This is a genomic window from Pseudacidovorax intermedius, from assembly GCF_003350475.1.
Taxonomy (GTDB): domain Bacteria; phylum Pseudomonadota; class Gammaproteobacteria; order Burkholderiales; family Burkholderiaceae_C; genus Xenophilus; species Xenophilus intermedius.
The window spans coordinates 30,667-55,868 of the sequence record NZ_QQAV01000005.1 but is presented as its reverse complement, the minus strand read 5'-3'; the positions used below and the strand labels follow the sequence as shown (position 1 = coordinate 55,868).

Here is a 25,202-nt window from a genome sequence, read left to right as displayed (position 1 = left end):
GGGCTGAACTTGGGCCTCGAACCGTTCGGGCCGAGCCTATCGAAGCCCGGTACCGCGCTTCGACAGGCTCAGCGCGAACGGCGATGGGTCACTTCGGCACTGGCGGCTCGTGCGGCATCACCAGCGCCACCAGCGCCGGCCGGTTGCTGCGGTTGACCAGCTGCCGCTTCTCGCCCGGCGCGAAGCGGCAGGAGTCGTAGGGGCCGAGCTCCTGCTCCTCGGTCTGCCCATCCAGTTCGCCGATGACCGTGAGCCGGCCTTCGAGCACGAGGTAGAGCTTTTCCATGGGCGAGCCGTCCAGGCCGGTGTGGCCACCGGGCAGGATCTGGCTCATGCCCATCCACATCTGCTCGGAAGGCCCGGCCTCCTTGCCCTGCAGGCGCAGGCAGCGCATGTCGAAATGGCGGGGCGCCTCATAGGCGGGCGCCTGGTCGAAGCGGGTGACGTGCATGGCGGTCGTCTCCGTTGCTCGCGCTCAGGGCCGCAGCACCACGCGGTCGGTGCTGCCCGAGAGCACCTGCTGGTAGGCCTGCAGCGCCTCGTCCAGCCCGAAGCTGCGCGCCACCGGGAAGGGCTTGAGCGTGCCGCGCTCGAAGCCCTCGCGCATCGCGTCCAGCTGCGCGGTGGAGGCCACGCAGTCCATGGCCAGCGAGTCGATGCCCACATAGGTGTGCATGCCCCGGTAGAAGGCAAAGATGTCGAAGGGCACCGCCCGGTCGTGGGTGGCGATGAAGATCTGTGTCGCTCCCTTGGCCATGGACTTGTTGGCGGCCTCGAAGTAGGCGCTGCCCACGGTGTTGTAGACCACGTCGGCCCCGCGCCCGCCGGTGAGTTCGAGCACGCGGGCGGCCACGTCTTCCTGGCTGGCGTCGATGACGTCGACCGGCGCACAGGCAAAGCCCTCGAAAGGCCCGGGCCGGCGCTGCACGGCGATCACCTTCGCCCCGGCCTGCGCCGCAAGCTGCGCCGCCGCCTGGCCCACCTTGCCGTTGGCGCCCAGCACCAGCACCACCTGGCCCGCCTGCGGCATGCCGCTGCGGCGGAAGCCCTCGTAGGCCGTCACGAAGGGCACGCCCACGGCGCCGGCCTCGTCCATCGAGATGTTGCGCGGACGCTCGCGCAGCGCCGCCTCGGGCAGCAGCAGGTAGCGCGCATGCGAGCCGTCTCGGGTGATGCCCACGTCGCCGCCGGAGCCGTAGACCTCGCGGCCGATCCAGGCGCTGGGTCCGGCGATCACGGTGCCGGCGAAGTCGCGGCCCGGCGTGCGCGGCCACACGGCCTTGGGCATCAGGCCCAGCGTGGCCTTCACGTCGCTGGGGTTGACGGCGGCGGCACCGACCTGCACCACCGCCATGCCGGCGGCAGGCGTGGGCGGCGGCTGGTCGACGATGGCGAGCTGCAGCGACGCGAGGTCGGCGGCCTTCTGCTCCACGCGCAGGGCGCGCGCGGGGCCGTTGACTTTGGGGTTCGAAACGGCGTTCATCGTGCGGCTCCTGCGGCCGGCAGGCCGAGCATCTGGCGCGCCTCGGCGGCGCTGGCCACCTGGCCGCCCAGACTGCGGATGATGTCGCGTGCCTTGGCCACCAGCTGGGCATTGCTTTCTGCCAGCACACCGTGCGACAGGTAGATGTTGTCTTCCATGCCCACGCGCACATGGCCACCCATGAGCCAGGCCTGGGCCACGATGGGGAACTCCATGCGGCCGATGCCGAAGGCGCTCCAGAAGGCGCCGCGCGGCAGCATGTTGCGGGCGTAGAGCAGCGTCTCGGGCGTGGGCGCGAAGCCGTACTTCACGCCCAGCACGAAGGTCCACATGCCGGGCCCGTCGAGCGTGCCGTCGGCGATCAGGTCCAGCGCCAGGTTGATGTCGCCGGAGTCGAAGATCTCCAGCTCGGGCTTGACGCCCGCCTCGCGGATCACCTTGGCCATGCGGCGCACGTTCTTCGGCGTGTTGATCACCACGTCGGGGCCGCTGTTCATGGTGTTGAGGTCCAGCGAGCAGACGTCGGGCTTGATCAGCGCGATGTGCTCGACGCGTCGCTCGGGCGGCAGCAGCGAGGTACCGGGGGCGTAGACCTTGGGGTCGTCCTCGCTCGGCACGAAGCGCCCGCCGGGGCCCGTGGTGAGGTTGATGACGAGTTCGCGGTCGTGGCGGCGGATGCGCTCGACCACCTCGCGGTAGAGCGCCACCTCCATCGACGGCTTGCCGGTGCCGGGGTCGCGCACATGGATGTGCACCTGGCCCGCGCCCGCCTCGGCCGCGGCCAGGCATTCGTCGGCGATCTGCGTGGGGGTGATGGGCAGATGCGGGGTCTGCTCGGGCTTCACCAGGTTGCCCGTCACGGCACAGGTAATGAGTGTCTTGTTCACAGGTGCCGTCCTCCGTCCACCACGATGCGCGTGCCGGTCACGAAGCGCAGGGTGGTGGCCAGCGCCTCGACGGTGGCGGCCACGTCGTCGGGCAGGCCGATGCGGCCCAGCGGCGTGGTGGTGGCCATCTTGGCCTTGAAGTCCTCGCCGCGGCCGGGCACGAAGGCCGACTCCACCGCGCCGGGCGAGACCGACACCACGCGCACGGCCGGCGCCAGCGCCTTGGCCAGCGCGTCGCCCACCACGTCCAGGCCGGCCTTGGCGGCCACATAGGCCAAGTTGCTGCCCACGCCGGTGAAGCCGGCGATGGAGGAGACGTTCACGATCAGCCCGTCGCCGCTGGCCTTGAGCAGCGGCACGAAGGCGCGGATGGTGGCGAACACGCCGCGGAAGTTGGCCTGCAGCAGCTCGTCGATCAGTTCGTCGGTCAGGCCGTCGAGGTCGGCCGCCGGCACCGGCCGTGTATGGCCGGCGCTGTTGACCAGGATGTCGCAGCGGCCGTGATCGGCCTTCACCTGCGCGGCGGCGGCCTGCAGGCTGGCGCTGTCGACGATGTCGGCGCGCAGCGCGCTGTGGCGCTGGCCCTCGGCCGAGGGCAGGGCCGCGGCGCGGGCGTCGGCGTCCTCGGCCTTGCGGTGCAGCAGCACGCAGGTGGCGCCCAGGGCGGCCAGGCGCTGCGCGCTGGCATAGCCGATGGCGCCCAGCCCGCCGGTGATGACGGCCACCTTGCCGTCCAGGCGTGAAACAGGGGTGAAGCTCATGGTCTTGCAGTCATGAAGAAGAGGGTTGAAAGAGGAAGAGGGGTCAGGGAATCGGCGGACGCGGGAACTTGGTCTCGCCCGGCTCCAGCTGGAAGTCGTAGGCCAGCGTGGCGCTCTGCCCATCGGGCTGCAGCGCATAGCGGCCGATCAGCCGGCGCGTGACGCCGAAGGTCGGGTCGCTTTCGAGGTTCTCGTCGTCGTCGGCATAGACCTGGCTGACCAGCACCTTGAAGCCGGGCTTGCTCACCATGAAGTGCAGGTGCGCCGGCCGGTTGGGGTGGCGGCGCTGGGCCTTCAGCAGCACGCCGCAGGGCCCGTCCACCGGCACGGGGTAGCCGGCGGGCCGCACGCTGCGGAAGTGGTAGCGGCCCTCGGCATCGGTGCGGAAGCGCCCGCGCAGGTTCATGTTCTCCTGCGTCGGGTCCTGGTTCTCGTACAGGCCGACGGGCGAGGCCTGCCACACGTCCACCATGGCATCGGCCAGCGGTCGGCCCTGGCCGTCACGCACCACGCCCGAGACGAACAGCGGCACGCCCGGCGTGCCCGAGCGCGCGATGGAATCGCCGCAGGCGCAGTCCGGCGCATTGGCGCGCCAGAAGGGGCCGAGCAGGGCAGAGGGCGACTCGCCCTGCGGATCCTGGTTGTTCTGCAGCGCCACCAGGGTCGAGATGCCCAGGATGTCGGCGGCCAGCACCACCTCGTTCTTCTTCTCGCCGGTGGCCTGGCCGATGGCGACGATGAAGTCCAGCGCCTGCTCGAACTCCTCTTCGCTGAGCTTCACCTCCTGCACGAAGGCATGCAGGTGGCGGGTGAGCGAGGCGATCACCTCGCGCAGCCGGGGGTTGGGGGTACGGGCCATCGCGTCCAGGGCGATGGGCAGGACCGAGTCGGGGGTCGTCACGATGTTCATGACCGGGGGCTCCGTGTGCAAACGTTTGCACATTATTGGTTCTGACCTGGCGCAAAGCAAAGGGCACAATCGCAGCATTGATCCTCTTGACAGCACGACCGCCGTACGGCAAACGTTTGCACGAATGAAAGCCGCCAAGCCGCCCAAAGTCACCATCCGCGATGTCGCCACCGCCAGCGGCGTGCATGTGTCGACCGTCTCGCGCGCCCTCGATCCGGCGCGGCGCCAGCGCATCAGCAAGGAGGTGCTGGCGCTGGTGGAAGAGACGGCGCGCCGCCTGGGCTACCAGCCCAACCGCGCGGCCTCGGCGCTGCGCACCGGGCGCACCCACACCATCGGCGTGCTGCTGCCCGACATCACCAACCCGGTGTTCCCGCCCATCCTGCAGGGCATCGAGGCCGCGGCGGCAGCGCGCGGCTACTTCGTCTTCGTGGCCAACGTGGGCGACCCGCAGCTCGCGCAGCCCATCCTGGCGCGCATGAAGGCCCAGCAGATCGACGGCCTGGTGATGGCCATTGCGCTGCGCGAAGACCCGCTGATCGACTTCGTGCGCGACAGCGGCATGCATGCGGTGATGGTCAACCGCGCCGACGAGAGCGGACGGCTGCCCGCCGCGGTGAGCGACGACCGCCTGGCCATGAAGCTGGCCGTCGACCACCTCGTGGCCCTGGGCCATCGCCGCATCGCGCACCTGGCCGGCCCGCAGACCGTGCCCACCGGCGTGGGCCGCCGCCAGGGCGTGGAGCAGGCGCTGCGCGACCACCGCCTGCCCGCGCCGCGCATCGTCGAATGCGACAGCTACAGCCGCGAGGCCGGCCAGCAAGCCATGCGCGTGCTGCTGGAAAGCAGCGGCAAACGGCCCGAAGCCGTGGTCTGCTGCAACGACCTGGTGGCGCTGGGCGCCTACGACGTGCTGCGGGCGGCGGGCCTGCGCATTCCGCGGGACATCTCCATCACCGGCCACAACGACATGCCGCTGGTGGACATGGTCGATCCGCCGCTCACCACCATCCGCCTGCCGCACCGCGAGCTGGGCTGGCAGGCGGCGGAGATGCTGTTCCAGGCCATCGAGGGCCAGGCGCTGCTGGCCTCCACGGTGGTGCTGCGGCCCGAGCTGGTGGTGCGGGCGTCGACGGCGGCGCCTGCGGCGGCCTGAGCGGCTTCTTCTGCCGAGTTAGCGCTGCACCGCCAACCCCAGCTGCCGAATGATCCCGCCCCAGGCGTCGTAGGTGGAGCGCGTGAGCGCCGCCAGTTCGCGCGGGCTGGAGGCCTCGGCCTCGTAGGCGCCCTGGCGGAAGAAGGCGCGCGTCTCCGGCTGCGACAGCACCTTGGCGAGCGCAGCGCTCAAGGTGTCGACCACCGCGGGCGGCATGCCGGCCGGGCCGTAAAAACCCAGCCAGCTCGGCATGTCGACGCCGGTGATGCCCTGCTCGCCCATGGTGGGCACATCGGGCAGCAGCGGACTGCGCTTGGGCGCAGCCACCGCCAGCATGCGCACCTTGCCGGTGGCGCTGTTCTGGATGGCGTTGGGTGCTGCGTCGAAATAGAACTGCACCCGGCCCGCGAGCACGTCGCGCGCCGCATCGGCACCGCCCTTGTAGGGCACATGCACGGCGTCCAGCCCGGCCTGGCGGCAGAAGGCCTCGCCATAGATGTGCGACGAGGTGCCGGCGCCGAAGGAGGCATAGCTCACCGTGCCCGGATGGGCCCGCACATAGGCCACCAGCTCCTGCACAGTGTGCACCGGCAGGCTGCTGTGGGCCGTCAGCACCAGCGGGCCGCGCGCGCCCAGGGAGATGGGCGTCAGGTCCTTGAAGGGGTCGTAGCGCACCTGCGCCAGCGTCTGCGGGTTCTGCGCCACCACCGAAGAGGGCGCGTACATCAGCGTGTAGCCGTCGGGCGCGGCGCGGATCACCTCCTCGGTCGCGAGGATGAAGCTGGCGCCGGGCCGGTTCTCGACGATGACCGGGATGCCCAGCACATCGGGCAGCCGGTTGGCGACGAAGCGGGCCTGCGCGTCCGACGCGCCACCGGCAGCCAGGCCCAGCACGATGCGCAGGGTGCGTCCCGGCTGGGGAAAGGACGCCGGCGCGGCCCGCACCACCGGCCAGGGCGAGAGCGCCAGCGCGGTGGCCAGACCTGTCAGGGCGCGGCGGCGAGAGAAGGAAGGGGTGGGGATCGTGCTCACGGAAGGTCCTCGGAAATCGCGTCGGGCGTACAGGGGCGTGCGTGCGCTCACTGGGCCGCCTGCAGGCCGACCTGGCGCACCATCGCGCCCCATTGCTCGTAAGTGCGACGGGTCAGCTGCGCAAAGGCCTCGGGGCTGTTGGCGCCCGCCTCGTACCCGCCGTCGCGGTAGAACTTGCGCACCTCCGGCAGCGCCAGCACCTGGGCCAGCGCGGCATTGAGCCGCTGCACGGTGGGCGCCGCCATGCCCGCCGGGCCGTAGAAGCCCAGCCAGCTCGGCAGGTCCAGCCCGGTAAAGCCCTGCTCCGACAGCGTGGGCACATCCGGCAGGGCCGGGATGCGCTGCTCGGCCGCCACGGCCAGGATGCGCACCTTGCCGCTGCTGGCCGCGATGACGGCCGACGAGGCCGAGTCGAACATGAAGGGCACGCGGCCGGCCATCAGGTCCTTGGCCGCGTCGGAGCCGCCCTTGTAGGGCACATGCACCGAGTCGATGCCCGCCTTGCGCACGAAGGCCTCGCCGTAGATGTGCGAGGAGGTACCCGCGCCGAAGGAGGCGTAGCTCGTCTGGCCCGGCCGCGCCTTCACATAGGCGACCAGCTCGGCCACGTTGGCCGCCGGCACGCCGCTGCTGATCGACAGCACCAGCGGACCGCGACCGCCCAGCGAGATGGGCGTGAAGTCCTTGAACGGGTCGTAGGGCACCTTGGCGAAGGTGTGGGGGTTCTGCGCCATGGTGGAAGAGGGCGCATACAGCAGCGTGTGCCCATCGGGCAGGGCGCGCGCCACCTCGCTGGCGGCCAGCATGGTGCTGGCGCCGGGGCGGTTGTCCACCAGCACCGGCGTGCCGAGCACCTCGCCCAGGTGCTTGGCCACGATGCGCGCCTGCGCGTCGGTGCCGCCGCCCGCGGTGAAGCCGACCACGATGCGGATTGGCTTGCCGTCGACCGGGAAGGCAGGGCCGGCCGCCAGTGCGGAAGGCGTCAGGCATGCCAGGGCCGGCACGGCAGCCGCGAACGCCAGCAGGCGCGCGAGCGCGCGGCGGCGCATGGCATGAGGAAGCGAGGGACGAGGTCGCATGAAGTCTCCGGATTTCCGTTTTGCACAGACTATCTTTCCGATAACCGGCTTTTAATGACCGTGTTAACCCTCGATTCAGCGTCATTTGATTGACTTTATGGACCTCATGTCCAAAAAATGAACCCACTTTGACCGACGCCGCCATGAAAACCATCGTCCGCTCCGACGAGCGCATCCTCAGCTCCGACATCTTCGACCGCGATGCCCGCGTGGTCCGGCCCGACCATGGCTTCTGGGACGAGCCCGGCCGCCGGGTGCCCATCTACCACCGCTGCGGCGTGCTGGTGGTGGGCGGCGGCCCGTCGGGCACGGCGGCGGCCGCAGCAGCAGCACGGGCCGGTGCCGACGTGGCCCTGCTGGAGCGCTACAACCACCTGGGCGGCCTGTCGACCGGTGGGCTGGTGATCTGGATCGACCGCATGACCGACTGGGAAGGCCAGCCGGTGATCCGCGGCTTTGCCGAGGAGCTGTTCGACCGCCTGCCGGCCGATGCCGTGGCCGGTCCGGCGCGCGAGGATTGGGGCTCGCAGGACCCGGCCAAGGCGGCCCACTGGTCGCAGCGCACCGCGGCCTACCACGGTGTCGTCACCTGGTCGCCCACGGTGGACCCGGAGCGGCTCAAGCTGCTGAGCCAGGAGATCGTGCTCGAACGCCAGGTCAAGCTCATCTACCACTCCTGGGCAGCGGTGCCCATCGTGCAGGACGGCCGGGTGCGCGGCGTGGTGTTCGAGAGCAAGGAAGGCCGCATGGCCATCATGGCCGACGTGGTGGTGGACGCCACTGGCGACGGCGACCTCTTCGCACGGGCGGGTGCCGCCTTCGTCAACGACATCGAAGAGGCCGACGTGCACCACTGCATGAACACGTCCTGGCTCTTCGGGGGCGTGGACATGAAGCGCTGGATCGACTTCAAGGCCGGCCAGCCCGAGGCCTTCTCGCAGTTCATGGCGCAGGGGCGCGAGGCCATCGGCCTGTTCGAGCGGCCCTTCGTCTCCTGGCGCGACGACATCGCGCTCTTCATGGGTCCGCGGCAGACCGGCTACTCGGCGCTGGACGTGGACGACCTGACCGCCGTGGAGGTGCGCTCGCACCGCACCATGGCCGCGCACCTGGACTTCTTCCGCGCCCATGCGCCCGGCTTCGAGAACGCCTTCCTGATGCTGAGCGCGCCGCAGATCGGCGTGCGCCATGCGCGCCGGCTGGTGGGCACGGGCGCCGTGCTGCGCAGCCAGTGGCCGGACGGCGTTCCGCTGGCGGACGAGATCGGCGTCTCGCCCGCGGTGTCGCCCAAGTTCCCCAACATCTCCATTCCCTATGGCGCGCTGGTGCCCCAGTCGCTGGACGGGCTGCTGGCCTGCGGGCGCCACATCTCCTGCGACCGCAACTCGCACGGCTTCATGCGCGAGATCCCGCAGTGCTGGATCACCGGCCAGGCTGCGGGCGTGGCGGCGGCGCTGGCCTCGCGCGGCGGCATCGCGCCGCGCGACGTGGACATCGGCGCCCTGCAGTCGGCCCTGATCGCGCAGGGCGTCTACCTGCGGCCTGGCGCGCCCGCCCGTGCGGCGGCCAAGGCTGGCGAGACCGCCACCACGGACTGAACACCGGCGTGGCGCGCGCATGACGATCTACAGTGGCCGGTCCTCCTCAGCCGCATCCGCATTCCTGCCCATGACGCCCTCCGACAAGGCCGCCGTGCCCGATTCCTCCGACCTGCGCGCCGAACGCGGCGACACCGTCAGCGCGCTGGAGCGCGGCCTGTCGCTGCTGCGCTGCTTCAGCGAAGACCGGCCCGTGCTGGGCCATGCCGAGATGGCGCGCATGACCGGCATTCCCCGGCCAACCGTCAACCGGCTCGTGGCCACGCTGCTGGCCAACGGCATGCTCAAGCCGGCTGCCGTGGCCGACCGCTTCATGCTGGGCCCGGGCGTGGTGTCGCTGGCGCGCGTCTTCCTCGGCAGCCTGGACGTGCGCGCCGTGGCCCGGCCGCACATGCAGGCGCTGGCGGAGGAGGGCGGGGCCTCGGTGTACCTGGCCGTGCGCGACGGCATGGAGATGGTGCTGATCGAGGCCTGCCGGCCGCGCTCGTCCATGCTCTCGCCGCGGCTGGACGTGGGCTCGCGCGCGCCGCTGCCCAACTCGGCGCTGGGCCGTGCCTACCTGGCGGCACTGACGCCCGCCGCGCGCGAGCAGCTCATCGACTCCATGCGGCTGCTGCGCGGCCCGGAGTGGGACGCCATCGCCCAGCCGCTGCAGCGGGCCCTGGCGCAGGCCTCGCGCACCGGCTGGACGCTGTCGCTGGGCGAGTTCCACCGCGAGATCAACTCGGTGTCGGTGCCGCTCATCGGACCGGGCGACGAGGTGATGGCGCTCAACGCCGGCGGCGCCGCCTTCGTGTTCACCGAAGAGCGGCTGCGCGAAGAGGTCGGTCCGCGCCTGCGCGAGCTGGCCCGGCAGATCGCCCGCGAGATCGGTGGGCGGCTGCCGCTGGAGGCGGACGCTGCATCGCCGCCCTGAGGGCCTGCACGCCCCACGACTGCACAACAACAAAAGACCCGAGACAAGGACCCGCCCCATGCACCTGAGCGACGAAGAGAAAGCCATGTACGACGGCCGCGATGGCCCGGCCGTGCAGAAGGCCATGGACCTGCTGGTGCGGTACGGCGAAGCGTTGGGGGCCGAGCGCCTGGTGGAGACGCGCAACGTCTGCGCCACCATCACCTCCACCACGCCCTTCCAGCGCGATTTCGCGCAGACCCGCGGCGGCATGGACGCGGTGTTCTCCGAATTCAGCCTGGACAGTCCGGAGGTGGTGCCGATCCCGAAGTTCAAGGTCTTCACCAGCCACCTGCAGCTGGGCTTCGACCCCGGCCAGCCCGAGCGCATGGGCATCGACACGCAGACCCTGCAGTTCTACGAGCGCAGCGAGCGCCATGCCGCCGGCCTGGGTGCGCAGATCATGAACACCTGCACGCCCTACCAGGTGGGCAACGTGCCCACCCGCGGCGAGCACTGCGCCTGGATGGAGTCGTCGGCGGTCGTCTACTGCAACTCGGTGCTGGGTGCCCGCACCAACACCGAAGGCCGCGAGAGCTGCGGCGCGGCCATGCTCACCGCGCGCATCCCCGACTGGGGCTACCACCGCGACGAGAACCGCCATGCCACCCACCTCGTCGAGCTGGACGTGGAGGTCGAATCGGTGCAGGACTGGGGCCTGCTCGGCTACTTCATCGGCGAGCAGGTGCAAAGCGGCGTGCCCGTGGTGCACCGGCGCGGGGGCGACATCGGCCGCGCGCCCAACCTGCCGCGGCTCAAGCACTTCGGCGCGGCGGCTGCGTCCTCCGGCGGCGTGGAGCTGTTCCACCTGGTCGGCATCACGCCCGAGGCGCCGACGCTGGAACATGCGCTGGGCGGCAAGAAGCCCATGGAGGTCCTGCGCTATGGCCCGGCCGAACGTCGCGCCGCCTACGAGCGGCTCAACACCACCGCGCGCGAGGCCGAGATCCAGTACGTGATGCTGGGCTGCCCGCACTACACCATCGAGCAGATCTGGGAAGCCGCCCAACTGCTGGAAGGCCGGCGCCTGCATGCCGACGTGCAGCTGTGGATCTTCACGCCGCGCGCCATCAAGGCGCTGGCCGACCGCAGCGGCCACACCCGCATCATCGAAGAGGCGGGCGGCGTGCTGATGACCGACAGCTGCTCGGCCATGAGCCGCGCCGTGCCGCCGGGCACCCGCGCCGTGGCGCTGGACTCGGCCAAGCAGGCGCACTACCTGCCGGCCATCCTGGGCGTGCAGGCGTGGTTCGGCAGCACAGCCGAGTGCATCGAGGCCGCCTGCACCGGCCGCTGGCAAGGCGGTCTGAAGTGAAACACCCCCCATGCCGCTTCGCGGCTCCCCCCTCTCTCGCGCCCTCGGCTTGGAGGGGGGCGCACCCGCAGGCCTGGCAAAGCCAGTTCCTGGGGTGCCCTGGCTTGGCCTGCTCCGCGGCCACTCGATCATGAGCGACCGTCACGACACGGCACCGAACCCGGCGCCCGACTTGGTGCTGCACGGCCGCAAGGTGGTCGGCGGCGTGGTCGAGGCCGAGGCGCTGGTCACGCACGAGCGCATCTCGGGCTGGGGCGGCATCGATCCGCGCACCGGCACCGTCATCGAGATCGGCCATGCACTGCGTGGCCAGAGCTTCGCCGGCAAGGTGCTGGTGTTCCCGGGCGCCAAGGGCTCCTCGGGCTGGTCGGCCATGTTCCACACGGCGCGGCTGCTCAAGGCGGCGCCCGCGGCCTTCCTGTTCAACGAGATGACCACGAAGATGGCGCTGGGCGCGGTGGTCAGCCACGCCCCCGCGCTCACCGACTTCGACCGCGATCCGCTGGCCTGCATCGAGACGGGCGACCGCGTCCGCGTCGATGCCGAGCGCGGCACGGTGGAAGTGTTCAAGCGGCCCCCCGCCGCCCACGATGGAGACCCGCCTGCATGACCGAACGACGACGCCCGCTGCGCAGCAACTTTCCGCGCGGCTCCTACCTCTGGTCGGTGCGCAATGCGCACTGGCGCGCCCTGGGCATTCCCGAGGCCGATTGCGAGAAGCCCAAGATCGCGGTGGTCAACAGTTCCTCCGAGCTGGCCGCCTGCTTCAGCCACCTGGACCGCGTGGCCCAGGTGCTGAAGGACGCGATCCGCGCCGCCGGCGGCGTGCCCTTCGAGATCCGCACCGCGGCGCCCAGCGACTTCATCACCGGCGCCGGTGCCCGCGGCGCCTACATGCTGGCGGCGCGCGACCTGGTGACCAACGACATCGAGGTGGCCGTCGAAGGCGCGCAGCTCGACGGCATGGTGTGCCTGACCTCCTGCGACAAGACGGTGCCCGGCCAGCTGATGGCCGCCGCGCGGCTCAACATCCCGACGCTGATGGTGCCCTGCGGCTACCAGCCCAGCGGCGAATGGCAGGGCCGGCATGTCGACATCGAGGACGTGTTCATCGGCGCCATGCATGCGGTGACCGGCAACCTGCCCGTCGACGACCTGGTGGGCATGAGCCGCGAGGCCATCCGCGGCCCGGGCGTGTGCTCGGGCATGGGCACGGCCAACTCCATGCACATCGTCTGCGAGGCGCTGGGCATGGCCCTGCCGGGCAGCGCACCCGTGGCGGCGCTGGGCGACAAGATGATGGCGGACGTGCGCGCCGCCGGCACCCGCATCGTCCACATGGTGTGGGACGACCTCAAGCCGCGCGACATCCTGGTGCCCGGCGCCTTCGCCAACGCGGTGCGCGCCGTGCTGGCGGTCGGTGGCTCGCTCAACTGCGCCAAGCATCTGCAGGCGGTGGCGACCGAAGGCGACTGCGGCGTGGATGTGTACGGCCTGTTCGACCAGCTCGGCCCGAAGACGCCGGTGCTGGCCGGCGTGCGCCCCGTGGGCGAGCAGACCATCGAGGCCTTCGAGGCCGCCGGCGGCTGTCGCGCGCTGATGAAGCAGCTGGCACCGCTGCTGGACCTGGGCGCACTCACCGTCACCGGTGCGACGGTGGCCGACAACCTGCGCCATGCCGAGGTGGCCGAGACCGATGTGATCCGCCCCATCGACCGGCCGGTCAGCGCCCATCCCGCCATCGTGCTGCTGCGCGGCAACCTGGCGCCGGAGTCGGGCCTCATCAAGGCCGGCATCGGCGAGCGCAAGGTGCGGCGCTTCACGGGCCCCGCGCTGTGCTTCTGGAGCAGCGACGAGGCCATCGCCGCGCTGAAGGACGGCCGCATCCAGCCGGGCCAGGTGGTGGTAATGCGCGGCGCCGGCGTGCGCGGCGGGCCGGCCATGGGCGGGGGCGCTTCGCGCGTGGTCTTCGCCATCGACGGCGCGGGCCTGGGCGACCAGGTGGCGCTGCTGACCGACGGGCATCTCTCGGGCCTGGTGTGCAAGGGCCTGGTCGTGGCCGAGGTGGCGCCCGAGGCAGCCCTCGGCGGTCCCCTGGGCCTGGTGCGCGACGGCGACCTCGTCACCATCGACCTGGACGAGCGGCGGCTGGCCGTGGACCTCACCGACGCTGAACTCCAGCAGCGGCGCGACACCTGGCAACCACCGCCGCCGCAGCATGACCGCGGCTGGCTGCAGCAGTACCGCCGCATGGTGGGCCCGCTGCCGCAGGGCGCGGTGATGGTGCGCAGCGAAGCGCCCATCGCGCCTGGCCGCTGAAGGCCGGCGCCCTTCTTCTCTGTCTTCCCTGTTTCAGGCCGCCGGTCGATGGTGGCCGGGGCGCCCGTGCGCGCCTTTTGACAACGAAAGGAATCGACGATGCGACGCAGAACCTTGCTGGGCGCCAGCGGCGCGCTGGCCGCCCTGTCCGTGGGCACCACCGCCACCCAGGCCGCCACCGACGGCTATCCCAACCGCCCGCTGCGGCTGCTGGTCGGCTTCTCGCCGGGCGGGGGTGCGGACTCGCTCACCCGCGTGATCGCCGAAGGCCTGGGCCGCGAACTGGGCCAGCAGGTGGTGGTGGACAACCGCCCCGGCGCCGACGGCGTGATCGCCGCGCAGGCCGTCTCGGCCGCGGCGCCGGACGGCTACACGCTGCTCATGGGCACCAATACCGCGATGGTGGCGGCCCCCACGGTGCGGCCCAAGCCGCCCTACGACCCCTTCAAGGCCTTCACGCCCATCAGCTCGGCCGGGCAGTTCTCGATGTTCCTGGTGGTGCCGGCGAGCCTGCCCGTGCGCAGCGTGGACGAGTTGCTGGCCTGGATCGACAGCGGCAAGGGCGCGCCCTACAACTCGGCCTCCAGCAACAGTGCGTCGGAGCTGGCCATGCTGCAGCTGCTGGGCAAGCGGCCGGTGGTCAATGCCCGCTACAAGGGCGACTCGCAGGCCATGACCGACCTGCTGGGCGGCCAGGTTCAGATGATGTTCACCACCGGCACCCTGGCGCCCGGCTTCGTCAAGGAGGGCCGCATCCGCGCGCTGGTCACCCTGCTGCCCAAGCGCAGCGAGCTGCTGCCCCAGGTGCCCACCGCCACCGAGCTGGGCCTGGGCAAGCTCACCATCACGCCCTGGGCGGGCTTCTTCGGGCCGCCGGGGCTGCCGCCTGCGCTCACGCAGCGCCTGTCCGAAGCACTGCAGCGCACGCTGGCCCAGCCGGGGGTACGCGCCCAGCTGGCGGAACAGGCCTTCGACGGGCATGGCATGTCGCCCGAGCAGTTCGCCCGCTTCTTCCGGGTGCAGTACGACGCCTTCGGCGAGACGCTGCGGTCCAGCGGCATCAAGTTCGAGTAGCCGGCGTCGCGGGCGGCGGCACCGTGCTGCGCCCGTCGTGGAACACGCGCGTCACGCAGGTACGCAGCCACTGGTGCGCCTCGTCACCCTCGTGGCGGGGATGCCAGGCCATGCGCGTGGGCTCGGTCTGCACTGCCACCGGCAGCTTGAACAAGGCGAGGCCCAGCGGCTCGGCCATCTTGCGGGCGGTGCGGGCGGAGGCGGTGGCCACCAGGTCGGAGCGCGAGGCGGCGATCAGGGCCGTGAAGGTGCTGGGCACCAGCAGGGCCACGTCGCGCGCCAACCCCGCCTCGGCCAATGCGCGATCCACGGAGGCGGGCTCGCCCGCGCGGGGCGAGGTGTCGACGTGGCGGGCGCCGGCGTAGCGCGCCAGCGTCATGCGGCCCTTGAGCAGCGGATGACCGGCGCGTGCCGCACCCACCAGCGGCTGCGCAGCCAGCAGCACGGCCTGGGCACGGGTGTCGGCCCGGCGCACGGCGCCGATCTCCAGGTCGATGCGGCCCTCGCGCAGGGCGCCAGGGTCGTGGGGTGCTTCGGGCAGCCACTGCAGGCTGGCGTGCGGCATGCGCTCGGCCAGCGCCTGGGCGATCACGACGCCATAGGCCACGGCCCAGCCCTCGGGCGCACGCACGACGAAGCGGCGCGGCTGGGCCTGCCAGTCCTGTCCTGCCGTGGCGCGCAGCGCCTGGGCCTGGACCAGCAGCTGGCGCACCGGCTCCGCCAGCGCCAGGGCGCGCGGGGTAGGCACCAGCCGGCGGCCCGCACGCACGAGGATCGGGTCCTCGAACACCTCGCGGATGCGCGCCAGGGTGTGGCTCATGGCGGGCGTGCTCAGGTGCATGCGCGTCGCGGCGGCCGTGACGCTGCCCGTGGCCAGCAGGGCGTCAAGGGCGGCCAGCAGGTTGAGGTCGTACTGTTTCATCGGGCGAAACCATCGATTTCGGACATTGCACTGTACGGAATCGACGAGCATCCGGACACTGCGGCGCATCGCCCATCCCCGGAGCTTCTCCCGCCATGCCGCCGCCCGTTGCCGTGCCGTCGCCCTCGTCCGACTTCCCGCCCGCCCGCCAGCAGCGCATCGCCTTCGCGATGCTCATGCTCACCCTGGCCATGGCGGCGCTGGACCAGACCATCCTGTCCACCGCGCTGCCGGTGATGGCGCGCGAGTTGCCCGGGAGATGGCCGCTCGCCTGGGCCTTCTCCTCGTACCTGCTGGCCGCCACGGTGGTCATCACGCTCTACGGGCGCCTGGCGGACCTGCTGGGCACCCGGCGCGTGCTGCTGTGGGCGCTGGGGCTGTTCCTGCTCGGTTCGCTGGCGTGCGGCGCCAGCCGCAGCGTGGCCCAGCTCGTGCTGGCGCGCGCCGTCCAGGGTGCAGGCGGTGGGGGCCTGATGACGCTGGCCATGCTCAGCGTGGCGAGCCTCTTTCCGCTGGAGCAGCGGCCCCGCTTCCAGTCGCTGCTCGGGGCGGCCTACGGCATCGCGACGCTGTTCGGTCCGCTGCTGGGCGGCACGCTGGTGGAGCACCTGACCTGGCACTGGGCCTTCTGGCTCAACGTGCCGCTGGCCTTGCTGGCCGCGGGCCTGCTGGCCATGACGCTGCCGGCCGGGCGTCGGCATGGCGCGGCCGACGCCCGCATCGACTGGCCGGGCGGTGCGCTGCTGGCCGGAGCGCTGGTGCTGCTGTTGCTGGCCACGCAGCGCGGGCGGCTGGGCCTGCCGCCGGCGCTGGGGCTGGGCCCGTTGCTGGCGGGCGGGCTGGCGTTGGCCGCGCTCTTCCTGTGGCGGCAGCAACGGGCCGCGCATCCGCTCCTGCCGCTGTCGCTCTTTGCGCCTGCGGCCTACCGGGCCACGAGCCTGATGGCCATGGCCTCGGGGGTGGCGCTGTACGCCGCGGTGGCCCTGCTGCCGCCGTACCTGCAGGACCGCCTGCACCTGTCGCCCATCGGATCGGCCTGGCACCTGCTGCCGCTGATGGCCGGCGTCACCTTCGCCGCCATCGGCAGCGGACGCCTTCTGCGTGCCCGCCGCTCGCCGGTCACCGTGGCCCGCGCGGCCTGCGCGTCGATGGTGCTGGGCTTCGTGCTGCTGGCGGGTGCCCTGCAGTGGTGGCCGACGCAAGCGCTGGCGCTGTCGCTCGGCCTGCTGCCGCTGGGCATCGGCCTGGGGCTGGTCTTTCCGGTGGTGACGGTGGTGTCGCAGCGGACCTCGCCCGCGCAGCACCTCGGCATTGCGACGGCCGTGCCCGTGATGCTGCGCAGCCTGGGCGGCGCGGGCGGCGTGGCCCTGCTGGCGGCGCTGCTGGTGCACATGGTGGAGGCGGAGATGGCCACGGTCACGGCAGTGGCAGCGGCCGCGCCCGTCGGGCTCGCATCGCCGGCTGTGGCGCAGGCGCTGACCGGCGCCCACGGGCATGGGCTGCGGTCCGTCTTCCTGATCGCCGGGCTGGCCGTGCTGGGCGCCGGACTGTGCACCCGCTGGCTGCCCGTGCGGCTGACGCCCGCAGCCGACAGCGCGGGCAGGCCCGCCGCCCGCCCCGCGGCGTGATGGCGTTCAGCCGATGAGCGCCGAAGGCGCGGCCCCGTGCGGCGCCGGCGCGTCCGCCGCCCGCATGCGCCCTCGCACCCACAGCGAGAGCTGGGCCGGGGGCAGCGCGGGGCTGAACACGTAGCCCTGCAGCTCGTCGCAGCCCAGGCGCACCAGCGCCTCGCACTGGGCCTGGGTCTCGACGCCCTCGGCCACCAGCCGCATGCCCAGCGCATGGGCCAGGTCGACCGCGGCCTTGACCACGATCTGCACGGCAGGGTCGGCCGCCACGTTCTGCACGAAGTAGGCGTCGATCTTCAGCTCGTTCGCCGGCACGCGCCACAGCCGGCTGAGCGAGGAGTAGCCCGAGCCGAAGTCGTCGATCGACAGGCCGAAGCCGCGCTGGCGCAGCACGCGGAAGAAGTCGTCGGCCGCGCCACTGGCGGCCAGCGACCAGCTTTCGGTGATCTCGAAGCTCAGCTGGTCGGGCTGCAGTCCGTGCTCGCGCATCTGCTCGTCGAAGTAGTCGGCCAGCGAGGGACTGTCCAGTTGCAGCGGCGACAGGTTGATGGAGGCAGCGATCCGCAGCCCTTCCGTTCGCTGCCAGTCGGCCAGCTGGCGGCACACGGCACGCACCACCCAGCGGCCCAGCTGCACGATCAGCCGGTGGCGCTCGCAGAAGGCGATCAGGTCCTCCGGCGGCACCCAGCCCACGCGGGGGTGGTGCCAGCGCACCAGGGCCTCCACGCCACTGAGCCGGCCGTCGCAGGCATGCAGCTTGGGCTGGTAGTGCACCTCCAGCTCCTCGCGCTGCAGCGCCTGGGCCAGATCTGCCTGCCATCCGCCCACGGGCCGGACCTGCCGGCGGCGACCGGACTGCAGACCATGGCGGAAGGCGTCGGGCATGAGATCAAAAACGCGACCCGAAGTCGATCGGGAAATCCTTGTCCGGATGGTCCGGCGCGCGCGACGGCGGCGCCAGCTCGTCCGGGCCCAGCGGCGCATGGAAGTCGGTGTTGAAGGCCAGGTCGTCGCGCACATGCACGGCGTCGCCGTCGCGCTGGACCACGCCGCGCTCCTCCAGCTCCTTGAGCACCTTGTTGACCATGGGCCGCGACAGCCCGGCGTAGGAGGCGATCACGCCCTGCGAGATGCGGCGGTCGAAGGCATGGTCGCCCTCGGGCGCCAGCTGCGTGAGCTCCTGCAGCACGCGGCCGACCAGGTGCTCGGCCGACATGGTGGTGCGGCGGCGGATCTGCTTGCGCAGCGCCAGCATCTGCCTGCACTGCATCTGCATCAGCACCAGCGGCACGCTGGGGTAGCTCTCGCACAGGCGCCGCAGGGTCCACAGCGGCATCACGTAGACCGAGGAGGGCAGGGCGGCGATCAGGCTCAGGTCGGACGGCTGCTTCGGTCCGTCCAGGGGCGCGCCCAGGTGCAGGTCGTCGGGGCTGAGGAAGTTGGTGGTGACGGTCGCGTCGTTGGGGCCGGGCACCACCACGCGCAGCAGGCCCGAGCCCACGCAGTACAGGGCGTCGATGTCGTCGCCCACGTTCAGGACGACCTCGTTGCGGCGGAAGTTGCGCAGCTCGATCAGCCGCACCAGCGCCTCGCGCGCACGGGGCGGTACCGACGAAAGCAGAGGGTGGATGTACATCAGTCGTCTCCTGCACGAGGCCACGGCCCGCGCAGCAGCTTCACGTCAAACCGGATTTCGGGGAAGAGGTGCCCGGCAGGCACCCAGCGTCGCTGCTGCCGGCCACGCAAGCACCTTTCAGGCCGCACGGGCGCGGTGCGCCCCATTGGCGCACGGATCTTCAGAGCGACGGGGCCGCCGAACGCAGCCAGCGGCCGCTGCCTGGCGGGCGGCCCGGCGGCCGGGTGCCCACGCCACCGAACTGGTAGCCGCCGCCCACGGCGCGCAGTGGCAGATGGCCGCCGGCAATGCGCGCGCGGCCCCGCAGGCTGCGCACCACCTGGTCGATGGCGGCGACGTCGTCGGCGAGCTGGTAGGCCGCAAAGATGGCCTGCATCGCCCCGCGGCCGAGGCGGTGGCCCCGCGTGAGGGCCAGCGACATCATCAGCAGCCGCTCTTCGCTGTTGAGCGGCATGCGCAGGCCGGCGCCGGGCAGCACCAGCGTCCAGCCCTCGTCGACCAGCCGGTGGTCGGCGAAGTTCAGGCCAGCCGCGGATGCGCCGGGGGATTCGAGTTGCTCCAGCAGCGGCGCCAGGGCGGGCTCCGCCGAGGCGGCGACGACACGGGAGTGGCGGCTCGCCTGCTCGGCGATGGCCTGCTCCAGCATCCGGTACTGGTGCTGGAGCATGAGATCCAGGCTTTCGCCCTCGTGGCAGGCGCCGTCGGCCGCAGCACCGCAGGTGCAGGCGCTGCGGGCGGCGGGCGCCTCCTTCGGGCCGCGCTCGCGCAGGCCGGCCCAGGGAGAGACCGTCCCCGGCAGCGGCGTGGGCGCGCGGACGGGGGTCATCAACGGAGGGCGCGTCTCGGGTCGCGCCCGAAGGCCGGCGAAGCTGCTCATGCGAATCTCCTCAATGCCAAAAATCGATGTGGGGCCGGGCCACCTCGGGCGCCGCCGCGGCGACCGCCAGCGGCGCCACGCGCCTCACGATGGGGCGGCCCACGGCCGCTGCCTCGCGCCGGACCGGGCTGCGGGGCACCCCGCGGCCGCAGACCCACTGCGCGCCGGCAGCCCGGGCATGCGCCAGATCCTGTTCGCCGTCGACACCGGCGACGACGGTGTGCGGCACCAGCGCTCCACAGGTGCGCACCATGTCGCGCAGCTCCTGCCGGCCGGCCTCCGAATGGCGGGCACGCAGGATGCAGAGTTCGTCCAGCACCAGCATGTCGGGCCGGCAGGCCTGCAGGCCTTCGAGGCCGATGCTGTCGCTGCCGCTGCCGAAGCGCGAGACGGCGATGCGCACGCCGCGCTCGCGCAGCTTCTGGCAGAAGGCACGGGTGGATTCCAGCGCCGGCAGCGCGGCCCGGCCGCCGATCTCGAGCGTGAAGCGGCGTGCCATGGCCGGCCGCTGTGCCAGGGCATCGAACACGCTCGTCCAGTAGGCGTCGTCCAGCGCACTCAGCGGCGAGATGCGGCAGGACAGGTGCAGGCGGGTCATCCGGTCCAGGCGGGCGAGGGTGAGCAGCACCATCGTCCGGTCGAGGTGGCGCGTGAGGTTGAGCCGCTCCAGGGCCGGCACGAAGATGTCGCTGGACAGCGCCTGCATGCCTTCGGCGATCGGCACCAGGCAGGGTGTGCCCCGCAGGCACAGGCTGTCGCCGGGCGACTGGGCGTTGGCCACCTCCTGCCAGTCCAGCGCCACACGGCTGGCGCCCAGCGCGCCGGCCAGTTCGCTGGCGGCCGACATGTCGGCGCGGAAGCGGTCGGCGGCCGCCTGCCAGCCACCGGCCGCACTCGGGCTGGGCGTGGCGACGAAATGGGCGTAGGCGGACTCTTCCGGCGTCAGCATCCGCGCCTGGTCGCCTTCGATGTCAAGCCAGTCGGCATGCAGGGCGGGCAGGCAGGCCTGGCCATCCACCGGGAAGGACTCGCGCCCGGCGCGGGCCAGCAGGCGCTCCAGCGCGGTTGCATCGCCATCGACCCACAGCACCAGGCAATCGTCGGCCACGCGTTCGGCACGCAGCGGATGGCCGAGCCACTCGCGCAGGCCATGGAGCAACTGGGCACTGAGGCTGGATGCCGCCACCGCGCCGTAGGCCTCGGCGATGGCAGCCGCGTTGGTGATCGAAAGAAAGGCCGCGCGCAGCGGCGGCGCGCTCCGGGCCGCGGCGCAGAAACCGCTTTCAGGATGAGCCGCGACAGCGCCGGCGGGCAGCGGGCCCTGCGTCAGCGCCACGGGCGGAGCGTCGTGCTCTGCACACGCGCCTCCATGCCCAATGCCGCGACTGCCCATGAACCGACTCCTTGACCTTGATGGGGCGGATCGTAGGCAGCGGGTTCCCGGCCCGCAGCCGAAACACAAGTGTTTCTGTAGCGTAGTTAACAAACGTAAATGAAGCCGGTCAGAAACAGGTCAGCGCCTGCGCCAGGCATGGCTGGTGGGAGGGTCAGACTTTGTTGACAATGCGCAGGTTGACCGCCTGAATTGATCCTCATCCTGTGCCTCATCCTTCCGACCTCCTCGCCGATCCTGACTTTTCCCGCTGGGAGAAAGAGGTGGCGTTCCGGCTCTTTGCCGACGCCTCCGGCCTCACGTTGACGGTGCCCGAGCAGGTGGCGGCCCGGCTCGGTGACCGGATCCTCTCGGGCGAGCTGGCGCCGGGCGCCCGGGTCGGCGAGCAGGAGGTGGCCGACGAATTCGCCATCAGCCGCGGCCCCGTGCGCGAGGCGATCCGCATCCTGGAGCGCGAGGGCCTGATCCAGGTGCTGCCGCGCCGCGGCGCCATCGTGGCGGTGCTGACGGCGCAGGAGTTGCGCGAGCTGTTCGAGATCCGCGCCGGCCTGTTCGACGTCGTGGTGCGCAAGGTGGCGTCGCAGCGGCCACCAGAGCTGCTGGCCCTCATGCGTGCCGGCGTGGCGCGGCTGGAGGCGCTCTCGACCTCGCCCGAGGGCGGCGACGCCTACGCGGAGACGGTGCACCGCCTGCTGCAGCTGACGGCCCGCTTTGCCGGCAATGAGCGGCTGCGCCGGATGATCGCGGCGCTGTCGCTGCAGACCCTGCGCTACAGCAAGCTGGGCCTGGCCTCGGTGGAGCGGCGACAGCAGTCGGTGCAGTTGTGGATCGAGGCCCGCGACGCGCTGGAGCAGGGCGACACCACCCGCATGATGCAACTGGCCCGGGCGCGCAGCGAGGCCTCGGCCGAAGAGGCAGCGCGCCGCCTCGAAGAACTGGCCGGCGGCGCGTAACCGGGCCGGCGCGCCCGAACCTGGGCGTTCCTAGCCCAGCACCACCACCGGCTGGCCCTCCGCCACCGGCTCTCCCTCTTTCACGAGCAGCTGCCGCACCACGCCGGCGGCCGGTGCGCAGACGGGAATCTCCATCTTCATGCTCTCCAGCACCATGAGGGACTGGTCGGGCCCGACGGTGTCGCCCTCCCGGACCTCGATCTTCCAGACGGTGCCGGTGACTTCGGATTGCAGCGTGGTGTTCATGGCGTCTCCTTGATGGCCGTGTCAAAGCCTGAATCGTAGTCACCAATGAGATTGTTGACAATATGAATGTCGGATGCTTCAATGCCGCCCGGAGACAACCTACGAAAGGGCACCATGACCCCGAATCCGGACGACCAAGATCCATCCAGCCGCGGCGGCGCCGCCGCCAGCACCACGTCGGATCGCAACCCCGCCCGCGGCAGCGCGCTGCAGGGCCTGAAGGTGATCGAGATCGCCAGCACCATTGCCGGCCCGGCCTGCGCGCGGCTGCTGGGCGACTTCGGCGCCGACGTGATCAAGATCGAGCCGCCCGAGGGCGACCCGGTACGGCAGATGGGCCGCCATGTGCCCAGCGAGCAGGGCGACGTGTCGCTGTACGCCGCCTCCATCCTGCGCAACAAGCGCAGCGTGGCGCTGGACCTGAAAGACCCGGAGGACCGCGCGCTCGCCCGGGCGCTGATCCTGCAGGCCGACATCCTGGTCGAGAACTTCCGCCCCGGCGTGATGGAGCGGCTGGGCCTGGGCTACGAGGCGCTCTCGGCGCAGAACCCCGGGCTGATCATGGTGCGCATCAGCGGCTACGGCCAGGATGGGCCCTATGCCCAGCGCCCCGGCTATGGCGCCATCTGCGAGGCGCTGGGCGGCGTGCGTCACCTCACCGGCGATCCGGACCGGCCGCCGGCCCGCGTGGCCGTGGCCAGCACCGACTACCTCAGCGCGACCTATGCCGCCTTCGGCGCGCTGGCGGCCGTGCACGAGCGCAGCCGCTCGGGCCGCGGCCAGGTGGTGGACGTCGCGCTCTACGAGGCCGCGTTCACCCAGCTCGAACCGCTGGTGCCCGCCTACGAGAAGCTCGGCGTGGTGCCCACCCGCGAAGGGCCCAACCTGCCGTCGATGGCGCCCAACAGCCTGTACCCGGTGCAAGGCGGCGGCTATGTGCTCATCGCCGCCAACAGCAACCGCACCTTCGAGCGGCTGGTGCGCCTGATGGGCCAGCCCGGGCTGCTGGACGACCCGCGCTTCAGCACCATCCGCAGCCGCGGCGAAAAGCCCCACATGCAGGCGCTGGACGCCCTCATCGCCCAATGGACGGCCTCGTTCGACGGTGCCGAGCTGGAAGCCATGCTGCAGGAGGCCGAGGTGCCGGCTTCGCGCATCTACACCATCGCCGACATCTTCCAGGACCCGCAGTTCGCGGCGCGCGCCATGCTGCAGCAGGTGCCCCATCCGGCGCTGGGCCACACCACCCAGGCCGGCGTGGTGCCGCGCCTGTCGGCCACACCGGGGCGCATCCGCCACACGGGTCCCGAACTCGGCGCCCACACACAGGCCGTGCGCGACGAGCTGGCGCCCGCCCTTCGCACCGTTTCCGTCCAGGAGGCTTCATGACCACGACGACCAACGCCCTCGAACTGGACGCCAGCGGCGAATGGGCCGACGAACTGGCCGAACTGCAACAACGCCGGCAGATGGCCGCCCGCATGGGTGGCGAGGAAGCCGTCGCCCGCCACAAGGCCCGCCGACGGCAGACGGCGCGCGAGCGCATCGACACGCTGCTGGACGCCGGCAGCTTTCGCGAGCTGGGCCGCATCACCGGCCGCGGCCGCTACGACGAGGAAGGGCGGCTGCTGGACCTGCAGCCCGTCAACGCCATTATCGGCACGGGCCGCATGGAAGGCCGCCGCATCGTGGTCTCGGCCGACGACTACACCATCCGCGCCGGCTCGTCCGAGGGCACGCTCTCCGACAAGTGGATCTATGCCGAGCGCCTGGCGCTGGCCCAGCACATGCCGCTGGTGCGCCTGGTGGACACCGCGGGCGGCAGCGTCAAGCTGCTGATGCAGCAGGCCGCCGCCAAGATTCCCGGCTATGGCAACTGGCCCGGCGTGGAACTGCTCAAGACGGTGCCGGTGGTGGGCGTCGCACTGGGCGCTTGCGCCGGCCTGGGGGCGGTGAAGGTGCTGCTGTCGCACTTCTCGGTGATGGTGCGCGACCAGGCGCAGGTCTTCGCGGCCGGCCCGCCGGTGGTCAAGCAGGCCTACGGCATCGACGTCGACAAGAACGACCTCGGCGGCTACAAGGTCCACCGCAAGAGCGCGCTGGTGCACAACGAAGCCGAAAACGAGGCCGACGCGCTGCGTCAGGTGCGGCAGTTCCTGAGCTACCTGCCGGCCAGCACCCATCGGCTGCCGGCACGCACCACACCCACCGACGACCCGGCCCGTGCGGACGACTGGCTCAAGAACGCCATCCCGCATGACCGGCGCAAGATCTACGACCCGCGCCGCATCATGGCTTCGCTGTTCGACCGCGACTCGGTGTTCGAGATCGGGCGCTGGCAGGGCGGCTCCATCATCACGGCGCTGGCGCGTCTGGACGGCTGGCCGGTGGGCGTGCTGTGCAGCGACCCCAAGGTGGCCGGCGGCGCCATGACCCTGGCCGCGGCCTACAAGACCGAGCGCCATGCCAAGCTGTGCGACACCTTCGGCCTGCCCATGGTCAACCTGGTGGACCAGCCCGGCAACGCCACCGGCCCCGAGGCCGAACTGGCCGGCACGCTGCTGGGCGCGGTGCGCGTGGTGCAGACCATCGAGGACGTGCGCATTCCCTGGCTGAGCGTCATCCTGCGGCGGGCCTTCGGCATGGCCGGCGGCATGCATGCGCCCAAGTACTTCCCGGCGCTGAACCACCGCTTCGCCTGGCCGTCGGCGCGCTGGGGCTCGATCCCGATCGAGGGCGGCGTGGACGCGGCCCACAAGGCCGAGATCGAGGCCGCGGCCGACCCGGCCGCCGCCCGCGCCGCGCTGGAGGCGCGCTACCACCGCATCGGCTCGCCGTTCCGCACCGCCGAGCACTTCGGCATCCTGGACATCATCGACCCGCGCGAGACGCGGGCGCTGCTGTGCGACTGGATGGCCGACGCGCGGGCGGTGCTGGAAAACACGCGCGGCGCCCGCGCCTGACGCGCCATTCCGAGA

General features: G+C 71.7%; 24 protein-coding genes. 11 read left to right on the top strand and 13 right to left on the bottom strand.

Translation table 11 applies throughout. The features are described 5' to 3' along the window. Positions 1-88: 88 nt before the first annotated feature. The 5 genes from DFR41_RS14175 to DFR41_RS14155 are packed head-to-tail and all read right to left on the bottom strand — an operon-like array spanning position 89 to position 4,041. A complete protein-coding gene (locus DFR41_RS14175; protein WP_114803168.1) occupies positions 89-451 on the bottom strand; it encodes a cupin domain-containing protein in 363 nt (120 codons plus the stop codon). A 24-nt stretch (positions 452-475) separates the two neighbouring features. Beyond that, positions 476-1,483 (bottom strand): quinone oxidoreductase family protein, encoded by a 1,008-nt coding sequence (locus DFR41_RS14170; protein ID WP_114803167.1) that lies wholly within the window; start codon positions 1,481-1,483, stop codon positions 476-478. Next, a complete protein-coding gene (locus DFR41_RS14165; RefSeq protein WP_114803166.1) occupies positions 1,480-2,370 on the bottom strand; it encodes a beta-keto acid cleavage family enzyme in 891 nt (296 codons plus the stop codon). The genes DFR41_RS14170 and DFR41_RS14165 overlap by 4 nt, the downstream gene beginning before the upstream one ends. Further along, complete coding sequence (locus DFR41_RS14160) at positions 2,367-3,131, bottom strand: SDR family NAD(P)-dependent oxidoreductase (protein WP_114803165.1); 765 nt, start codon at positions 3,129-3,131, stop codon at positions 2,367-2,369. The genes DFR41_RS14165 and DFR41_RS14160 overlap by 4 nt, the downstream gene beginning before the upstream one ends. 43 nt (positions 3,132-3,174) lie before the next feature. Continuing rightward, positions 3,175-4,041, bottom strand: a complete 867-nt coding sequence (locus tag DFR41_RS14155; RefSeq protein WP_114803164.1) for a dioxygenase family protein — start codon at positions 4,039-4,041, stop codon at positions 3,175-3,177. A 124-nt stretch (positions 4,042-4,165) separates the two neighbouring features. Between DFR41_RS14155 and DFR41_RS14150 the strand changes: the two genes are divergently transcribed. Beyond that, positions 4,166-5,197, top strand: coding sequence for a LacI family DNA-binding transcriptional regulator (locus DFR41_RS14150; RefSeq protein WP_114803163.1), 1,032 nt, complete (start codon positions 4,166-4,168; stop codon positions 5,195-5,197). A gap of 18 nt (positions 5,198-5,215) precedes the next feature. Here DFR41_RS14150 and DFR41_RS14145 read toward each other — a convergent pair whose 3' ends face one another. Beyond that, complete coding sequence (locus DFR41_RS14145; protein ID WP_425326705.1) at positions 5,216-6,220, bottom strand: Bug family tripartite tricarboxylate transporter substrate binding protein; 1,005 nt, start codon at positions 6,218-6,220, stop codon at positions 5,216-5,218. A gap of 56 nt (positions 6,221-6,276) precedes the next feature. Further along, a complete protein-coding gene (locus DFR41_RS14140; protein WP_052383515.1) occupies positions 6,277-7,308 on the bottom strand; it encodes a Bug family tripartite tricarboxylate transporter substrate binding protein in 1,032 nt (343 codons plus the stop codon). A 143-nt stretch (positions 7,309-7,451) separates the two neighbouring features. Between DFR41_RS14140 and DFR41_RS14135 the strand changes: the two genes are divergently transcribed. From DFR41_RS14135 to DFR41_RS14110, 6 genes are all read left to right on the top strand, one after another. Continuing rightward, a complete protein-coding gene (locus DFR41_RS14135; RefSeq protein WP_043112431.1) occupies positions 7,452-8,906 on the top strand; it encodes an FAD-dependent oxidoreductase in 1,455 nt (484 codons plus the stop codon). Positions 8,907-8,976: 70 nt separating this feature from the next. Continuing rightward, complete coding sequence (locus DFR41_RS14130) at positions 8,977-9,822, top strand: IclR family transcriptional regulator (protein ID WP_114803161.1); 846 nt, start codon at positions 8,977-8,979, stop codon at positions 9,820-9,822. A gap of 58 nt (positions 9,823-9,880) precedes the next feature. Further along, positions 9,881-11,176 carry an aconitase X gene (locus tag DFR41_RS14125; protein WP_114803160.1) on the top strand — a complete coding sequence of 432 codons (1,296 nt, stop codon included), beginning with the start codon at positions 9,881-9,883 and terminating at the stop codon, positions 11,174-11,176. Positions 11,177-11,306: 130 nt separating this feature from the next. After that, the gene (locus tag DFR41_RS14120; RefSeq protein WP_114803364.1) at positions 11,307-11,786 is read left to right on the top strand and encodes an aconitase X swivel domain-containing protein; all 480 of its coding nucleotides are present in this window, start codon (positions 11,307-11,309) and stop codon (positions 11,784-11,786) included. After that, positions 11,783-13,495, top strand: a complete 1,713-nt coding sequence (gene ilvD / locus DFR41_RS14115; RefSeq protein ID WP_114803159.1) for a dihydroxy-acid dehydratase — start codon at positions 11,783-11,785, stop codon at positions 13,493-13,495. Before DFR41_RS14120 ends, ilvD begins: the two co-directional genes overlap by 4 nt. Positions 13,496-13,594: 99 nt before the next feature. After that, the gene (locus DFR41_RS14110) at positions 13,595-14,569 is read left to right on the top strand and encodes a Bug family tripartite tricarboxylate transporter substrate binding protein (RefSeq protein WP_114803158.1); all 975 of its coding nucleotides are present in this window, start codon (positions 13,595-13,597) and stop codon (positions 14,567-14,569) included. On the opposite strand, the gene DFR41_RS14105 is transcribed toward DFR41_RS14110, so the two are convergent. Further along, on the bottom strand, positions 14,556-15,491 hold the full coding sequence (locus tag DFR41_RS14105; protein ID WP_114803157.1) for a LysR family transcriptional regulator: 936 nt from the start codon (positions 15,489-15,491) through the stop codon (positions 14,556-14,558). The genes DFR41_RS14110 and DFR41_RS14105 overlap by 14 nt on opposite strands. Positions 15,492-15,586: 95 nt before the next feature. Here DFR41_RS14105 and DFR41_RS14100 point away from each other — a divergent pair, with 95 nt between their 5' ends. Then, positions 15,587-17,119, top strand: coding sequence for an MFS transporter (locus DFR41_RS14100; RefSeq protein ID WP_114803156.1), 1,533 nt, complete (start codon positions 15,587-15,589; stop codon positions 17,117-17,119). Between the two features lie 6 nt (positions 17,120-17,125). Here DFR41_RS14100 and DFR41_RS14095 read toward each other — a convergent pair whose 3' ends face one another. From DFR41_RS14095 to DFR41_RS14080, 4 genes are all read right to left on the bottom strand, one after another. Next, positions 17,126-18,004: an EAL domain-containing protein gene (locus DFR41_RS14095; RefSeq protein ID WP_017760110.1), complete on the bottom strand. Its 879-nt coding sequence runs from the start codon at positions 18,002-18,004 to the stop codon at positions 17,126-17,128. Positions 18,005-18,008: 4 nt separating this feature from the next. Beyond that, entirely contained in the window at positions 18,009-18,755 is a 747-nt protein-coding gene (locus tag DFR41_RS14090) for a Crp/Fnr family transcriptional regulator (RefSeq protein ID WP_017760111.1), read from the bottom strand. 160 nt (positions 18,756-18,915) lie between these two features. After that, positions 18,916-19,632: a hypothetical protein gene (locus tag DFR41_RS14085; RefSeq protein ID WP_114803155.1), complete on the bottom strand. Its 717-nt coding sequence runs from the start codon at positions 19,630-19,632 to the stop codon at positions 18,916-18,918. Between the two features lie 10 nt (positions 19,633-19,642). Then, a complete protein-coding gene (locus DFR41_RS14080) occupies positions 19,643-20,968 on the bottom strand; it encodes an EAL domain-containing protein (protein ID WP_114803154.1) in 1,326 nt (441 codons plus the stop codon). 320 nt (positions 20,969-21,288) lie between these two features. Between DFR41_RS14080 and DFR41_RS14075 the strand changes: the two genes are divergently transcribed. Further along, a complete protein-coding gene (locus DFR41_RS14075; protein ID WP_017758209.1) occupies positions 21,289-21,978 on the top strand; it encodes a GntR family transcriptional regulator in 690 nt (229 codons plus the stop codon). Between the two features lie 30 nt (positions 21,979-22,008). Here DFR41_RS14075 and DFR41_RS14070 read toward each other — a convergent pair whose 3' ends face one another. Then, positions 22,009-22,224: an acyl-CoA carboxylase biotin carboxyl carrier protein subunit gene (locus tag DFR41_RS14070; protein ID WP_017758208.1), complete on the bottom strand. Its 216-nt coding sequence runs from the start codon at positions 22,222-22,224 to the stop codon at positions 22,009-22,011. 114 nt (positions 22,225-22,338) lie between these two features. Here DFR41_RS14070 and DFR41_RS14065 point away from each other — a divergent pair, with 114 nt between their 5' ends. Further along, positions 22,339-23,613: a CaiB/BaiF CoA transferase family protein gene (locus DFR41_RS14065; RefSeq protein WP_114803152.1), complete on the top strand. Its 1,275-nt coding sequence runs from the start codon at positions 22,339-22,341 to the stop codon at positions 23,611-23,613. After that, complete coding sequence (locus DFR41_RS14060) at positions 23,610-25,187, top strand: acyl-CoA carboxylase subunit beta (protein WP_170159373.1); 1,578 nt, start codon at positions 23,610-23,612, stop codon at positions 25,185-25,187. Before DFR41_RS14065 ends, DFR41_RS14060 begins: the two co-directional genes overlap by 4 nt. Positions 25,188-25,202 lie beyond the last annotated feature (15 nt).

What these genes read in the sequence shown, in the direction of transcription:
- DFR41_RS14170 (WP_114803167.1), bottom strand. Translation starts at nt 1,483, where the DNA reads ATGAACGCCGTTTCGAACCCCAAAGTCAACGGCCCCGCGCGCGCCCTG.
- DFR41_RS14060 (WP_170159373.1), top strand. Translation starts at nt 23,610, where the DNA reads ATGACCACGACGACCAACGCCCTCGAACTGGACGCCAGCGGCGAATGG.
- DFR41_RS14130 (WP_114803161.1), top strand. Translation starts at nt 8,977, where the DNA reads ATGACGCCCTCCGACAAGGCCGCCGTGCCCGATTCCTCCGACCTGCGC.
- DFR41_RS14110 (WP_114803158.1), top strand. Translation starts at nt 13,595, where the DNA reads ATGCGACGCAGAACCTTGCTGGGCGCCAGCGGCGCGCTGGCCGCCCTG.
- DFR41_RS14175 (WP_114803168.1), bottom strand. Translation starts at nt 451, where the DNA reads ATGCACGTCACCCGCTTCGACCAGGCGCCCGCCTATGAGGCGCCCCGC.
- DFR41_RS14140 (WP_052383515.1), bottom strand. Translation starts at nt 7,308, where the DNA reads ATGCGACCTCGTCCCTCGCTTCCTCATGCCATGCGCCGCCGCGCGCTC.
- DFR41_RS14155 (WP_114803164.1), bottom strand. Translation starts at nt 4,041, where the DNA reads ATGAACATCGTGACGACCCCCGACTCGGTCCTGCCCATCGCCCTGGAC.
- ilvD (WP_114803159.1), top strand. Translation starts at nt 11,783, where the DNA reads ATGACCGAACGACGACGCCCGCTGCGCAGCAACTTTCCGCGCGGCTCC.
- DFR41_RS14125 (WP_114803160.1), top strand. Translation starts at nt 9,881, where the DNA reads ATGCACCTGAGCGACGAAGAGAAAGCCATGTACGACGGCCGCGATGGC.
- DFR41_RS14085 (WP_114803155.1), bottom strand. Translation starts at nt 19,632, where the DNA reads ATGAGCAGCTTCGCCGGCCTTCGGGCGCGACCCGAGACGCGCCCTCCG.
- DFR41_RS14135 (WP_043112431.1), top strand. Translation starts at nt 7,452, where the DNA reads ATGAAAACCATCGTCCGCTCCGACGAGCGCATCCTCAGCTCCGACATC.
- DFR41_RS14065 (WP_114803152.1), top strand. Translation starts at nt 22,339, where the DNA reads ATGACCCCGAATCCGGACGACCAAGATCCATCCAGCCGCGGCGGCGCC.
- DFR41_RS14100 (WP_114803156.1), top strand. Translation starts at nt 15,587, where the DNA reads ATGCCGCCGCCCGTTGCCGTGCCGTCGCCCTCGTCCGACTTCCCGCCC.
- DFR41_RS14160 (WP_114803165.1), bottom strand. Translation starts at nt 3,131, where the DNA reads ATGAGCTTCACCCCTGTTTCACGCCTGGACGGCAAGGTGGCCGTCATC.
- DFR41_RS14150 (WP_114803163.1), top strand. Translation starts at nt 4,166, where the DNA reads ATGAAAGCCGCCAAGCCGCCCAAAGTCACCATCCGCGATGTCGCCACC.
- DFR41_RS14070 (WP_017758208.1), bottom strand. Translation starts at nt 22,224, where the DNA reads ATGAACACCACGCTGCAATCCGAAGTCACCGGCACCGTCTGGAAGATC.
- DFR41_RS14090 (WP_017760111.1), bottom strand. Translation starts at nt 18,755, where the DNA reads ATGTACATCCACCCTCTGCTTTCGTCGGTACCGCCCCGTGCGCGCGAG.
- DFR41_RS14120 (WP_114803364.1), top strand. Translation starts at nt 11,307, where the DNA reads ATGAGCGACCGTCACGACACGGCACCGAACCCGGCGCCCGACTTGGTG.
- DFR41_RS14105 (WP_114803157.1), bottom strand. Translation starts at nt 15,491, where the DNA reads ATGAAACAGTACGACCTCAACCTGCTGGCCGCCCTTGACGCCCTGCTG.
- DFR41_RS14095 (WP_017760110.1), bottom strand. Translation starts at nt 18,004, where the DNA reads ATGCCCGACGCCTTCCGCCATGGTCTGCAGTCCGGTCGCCGCCGGCAG.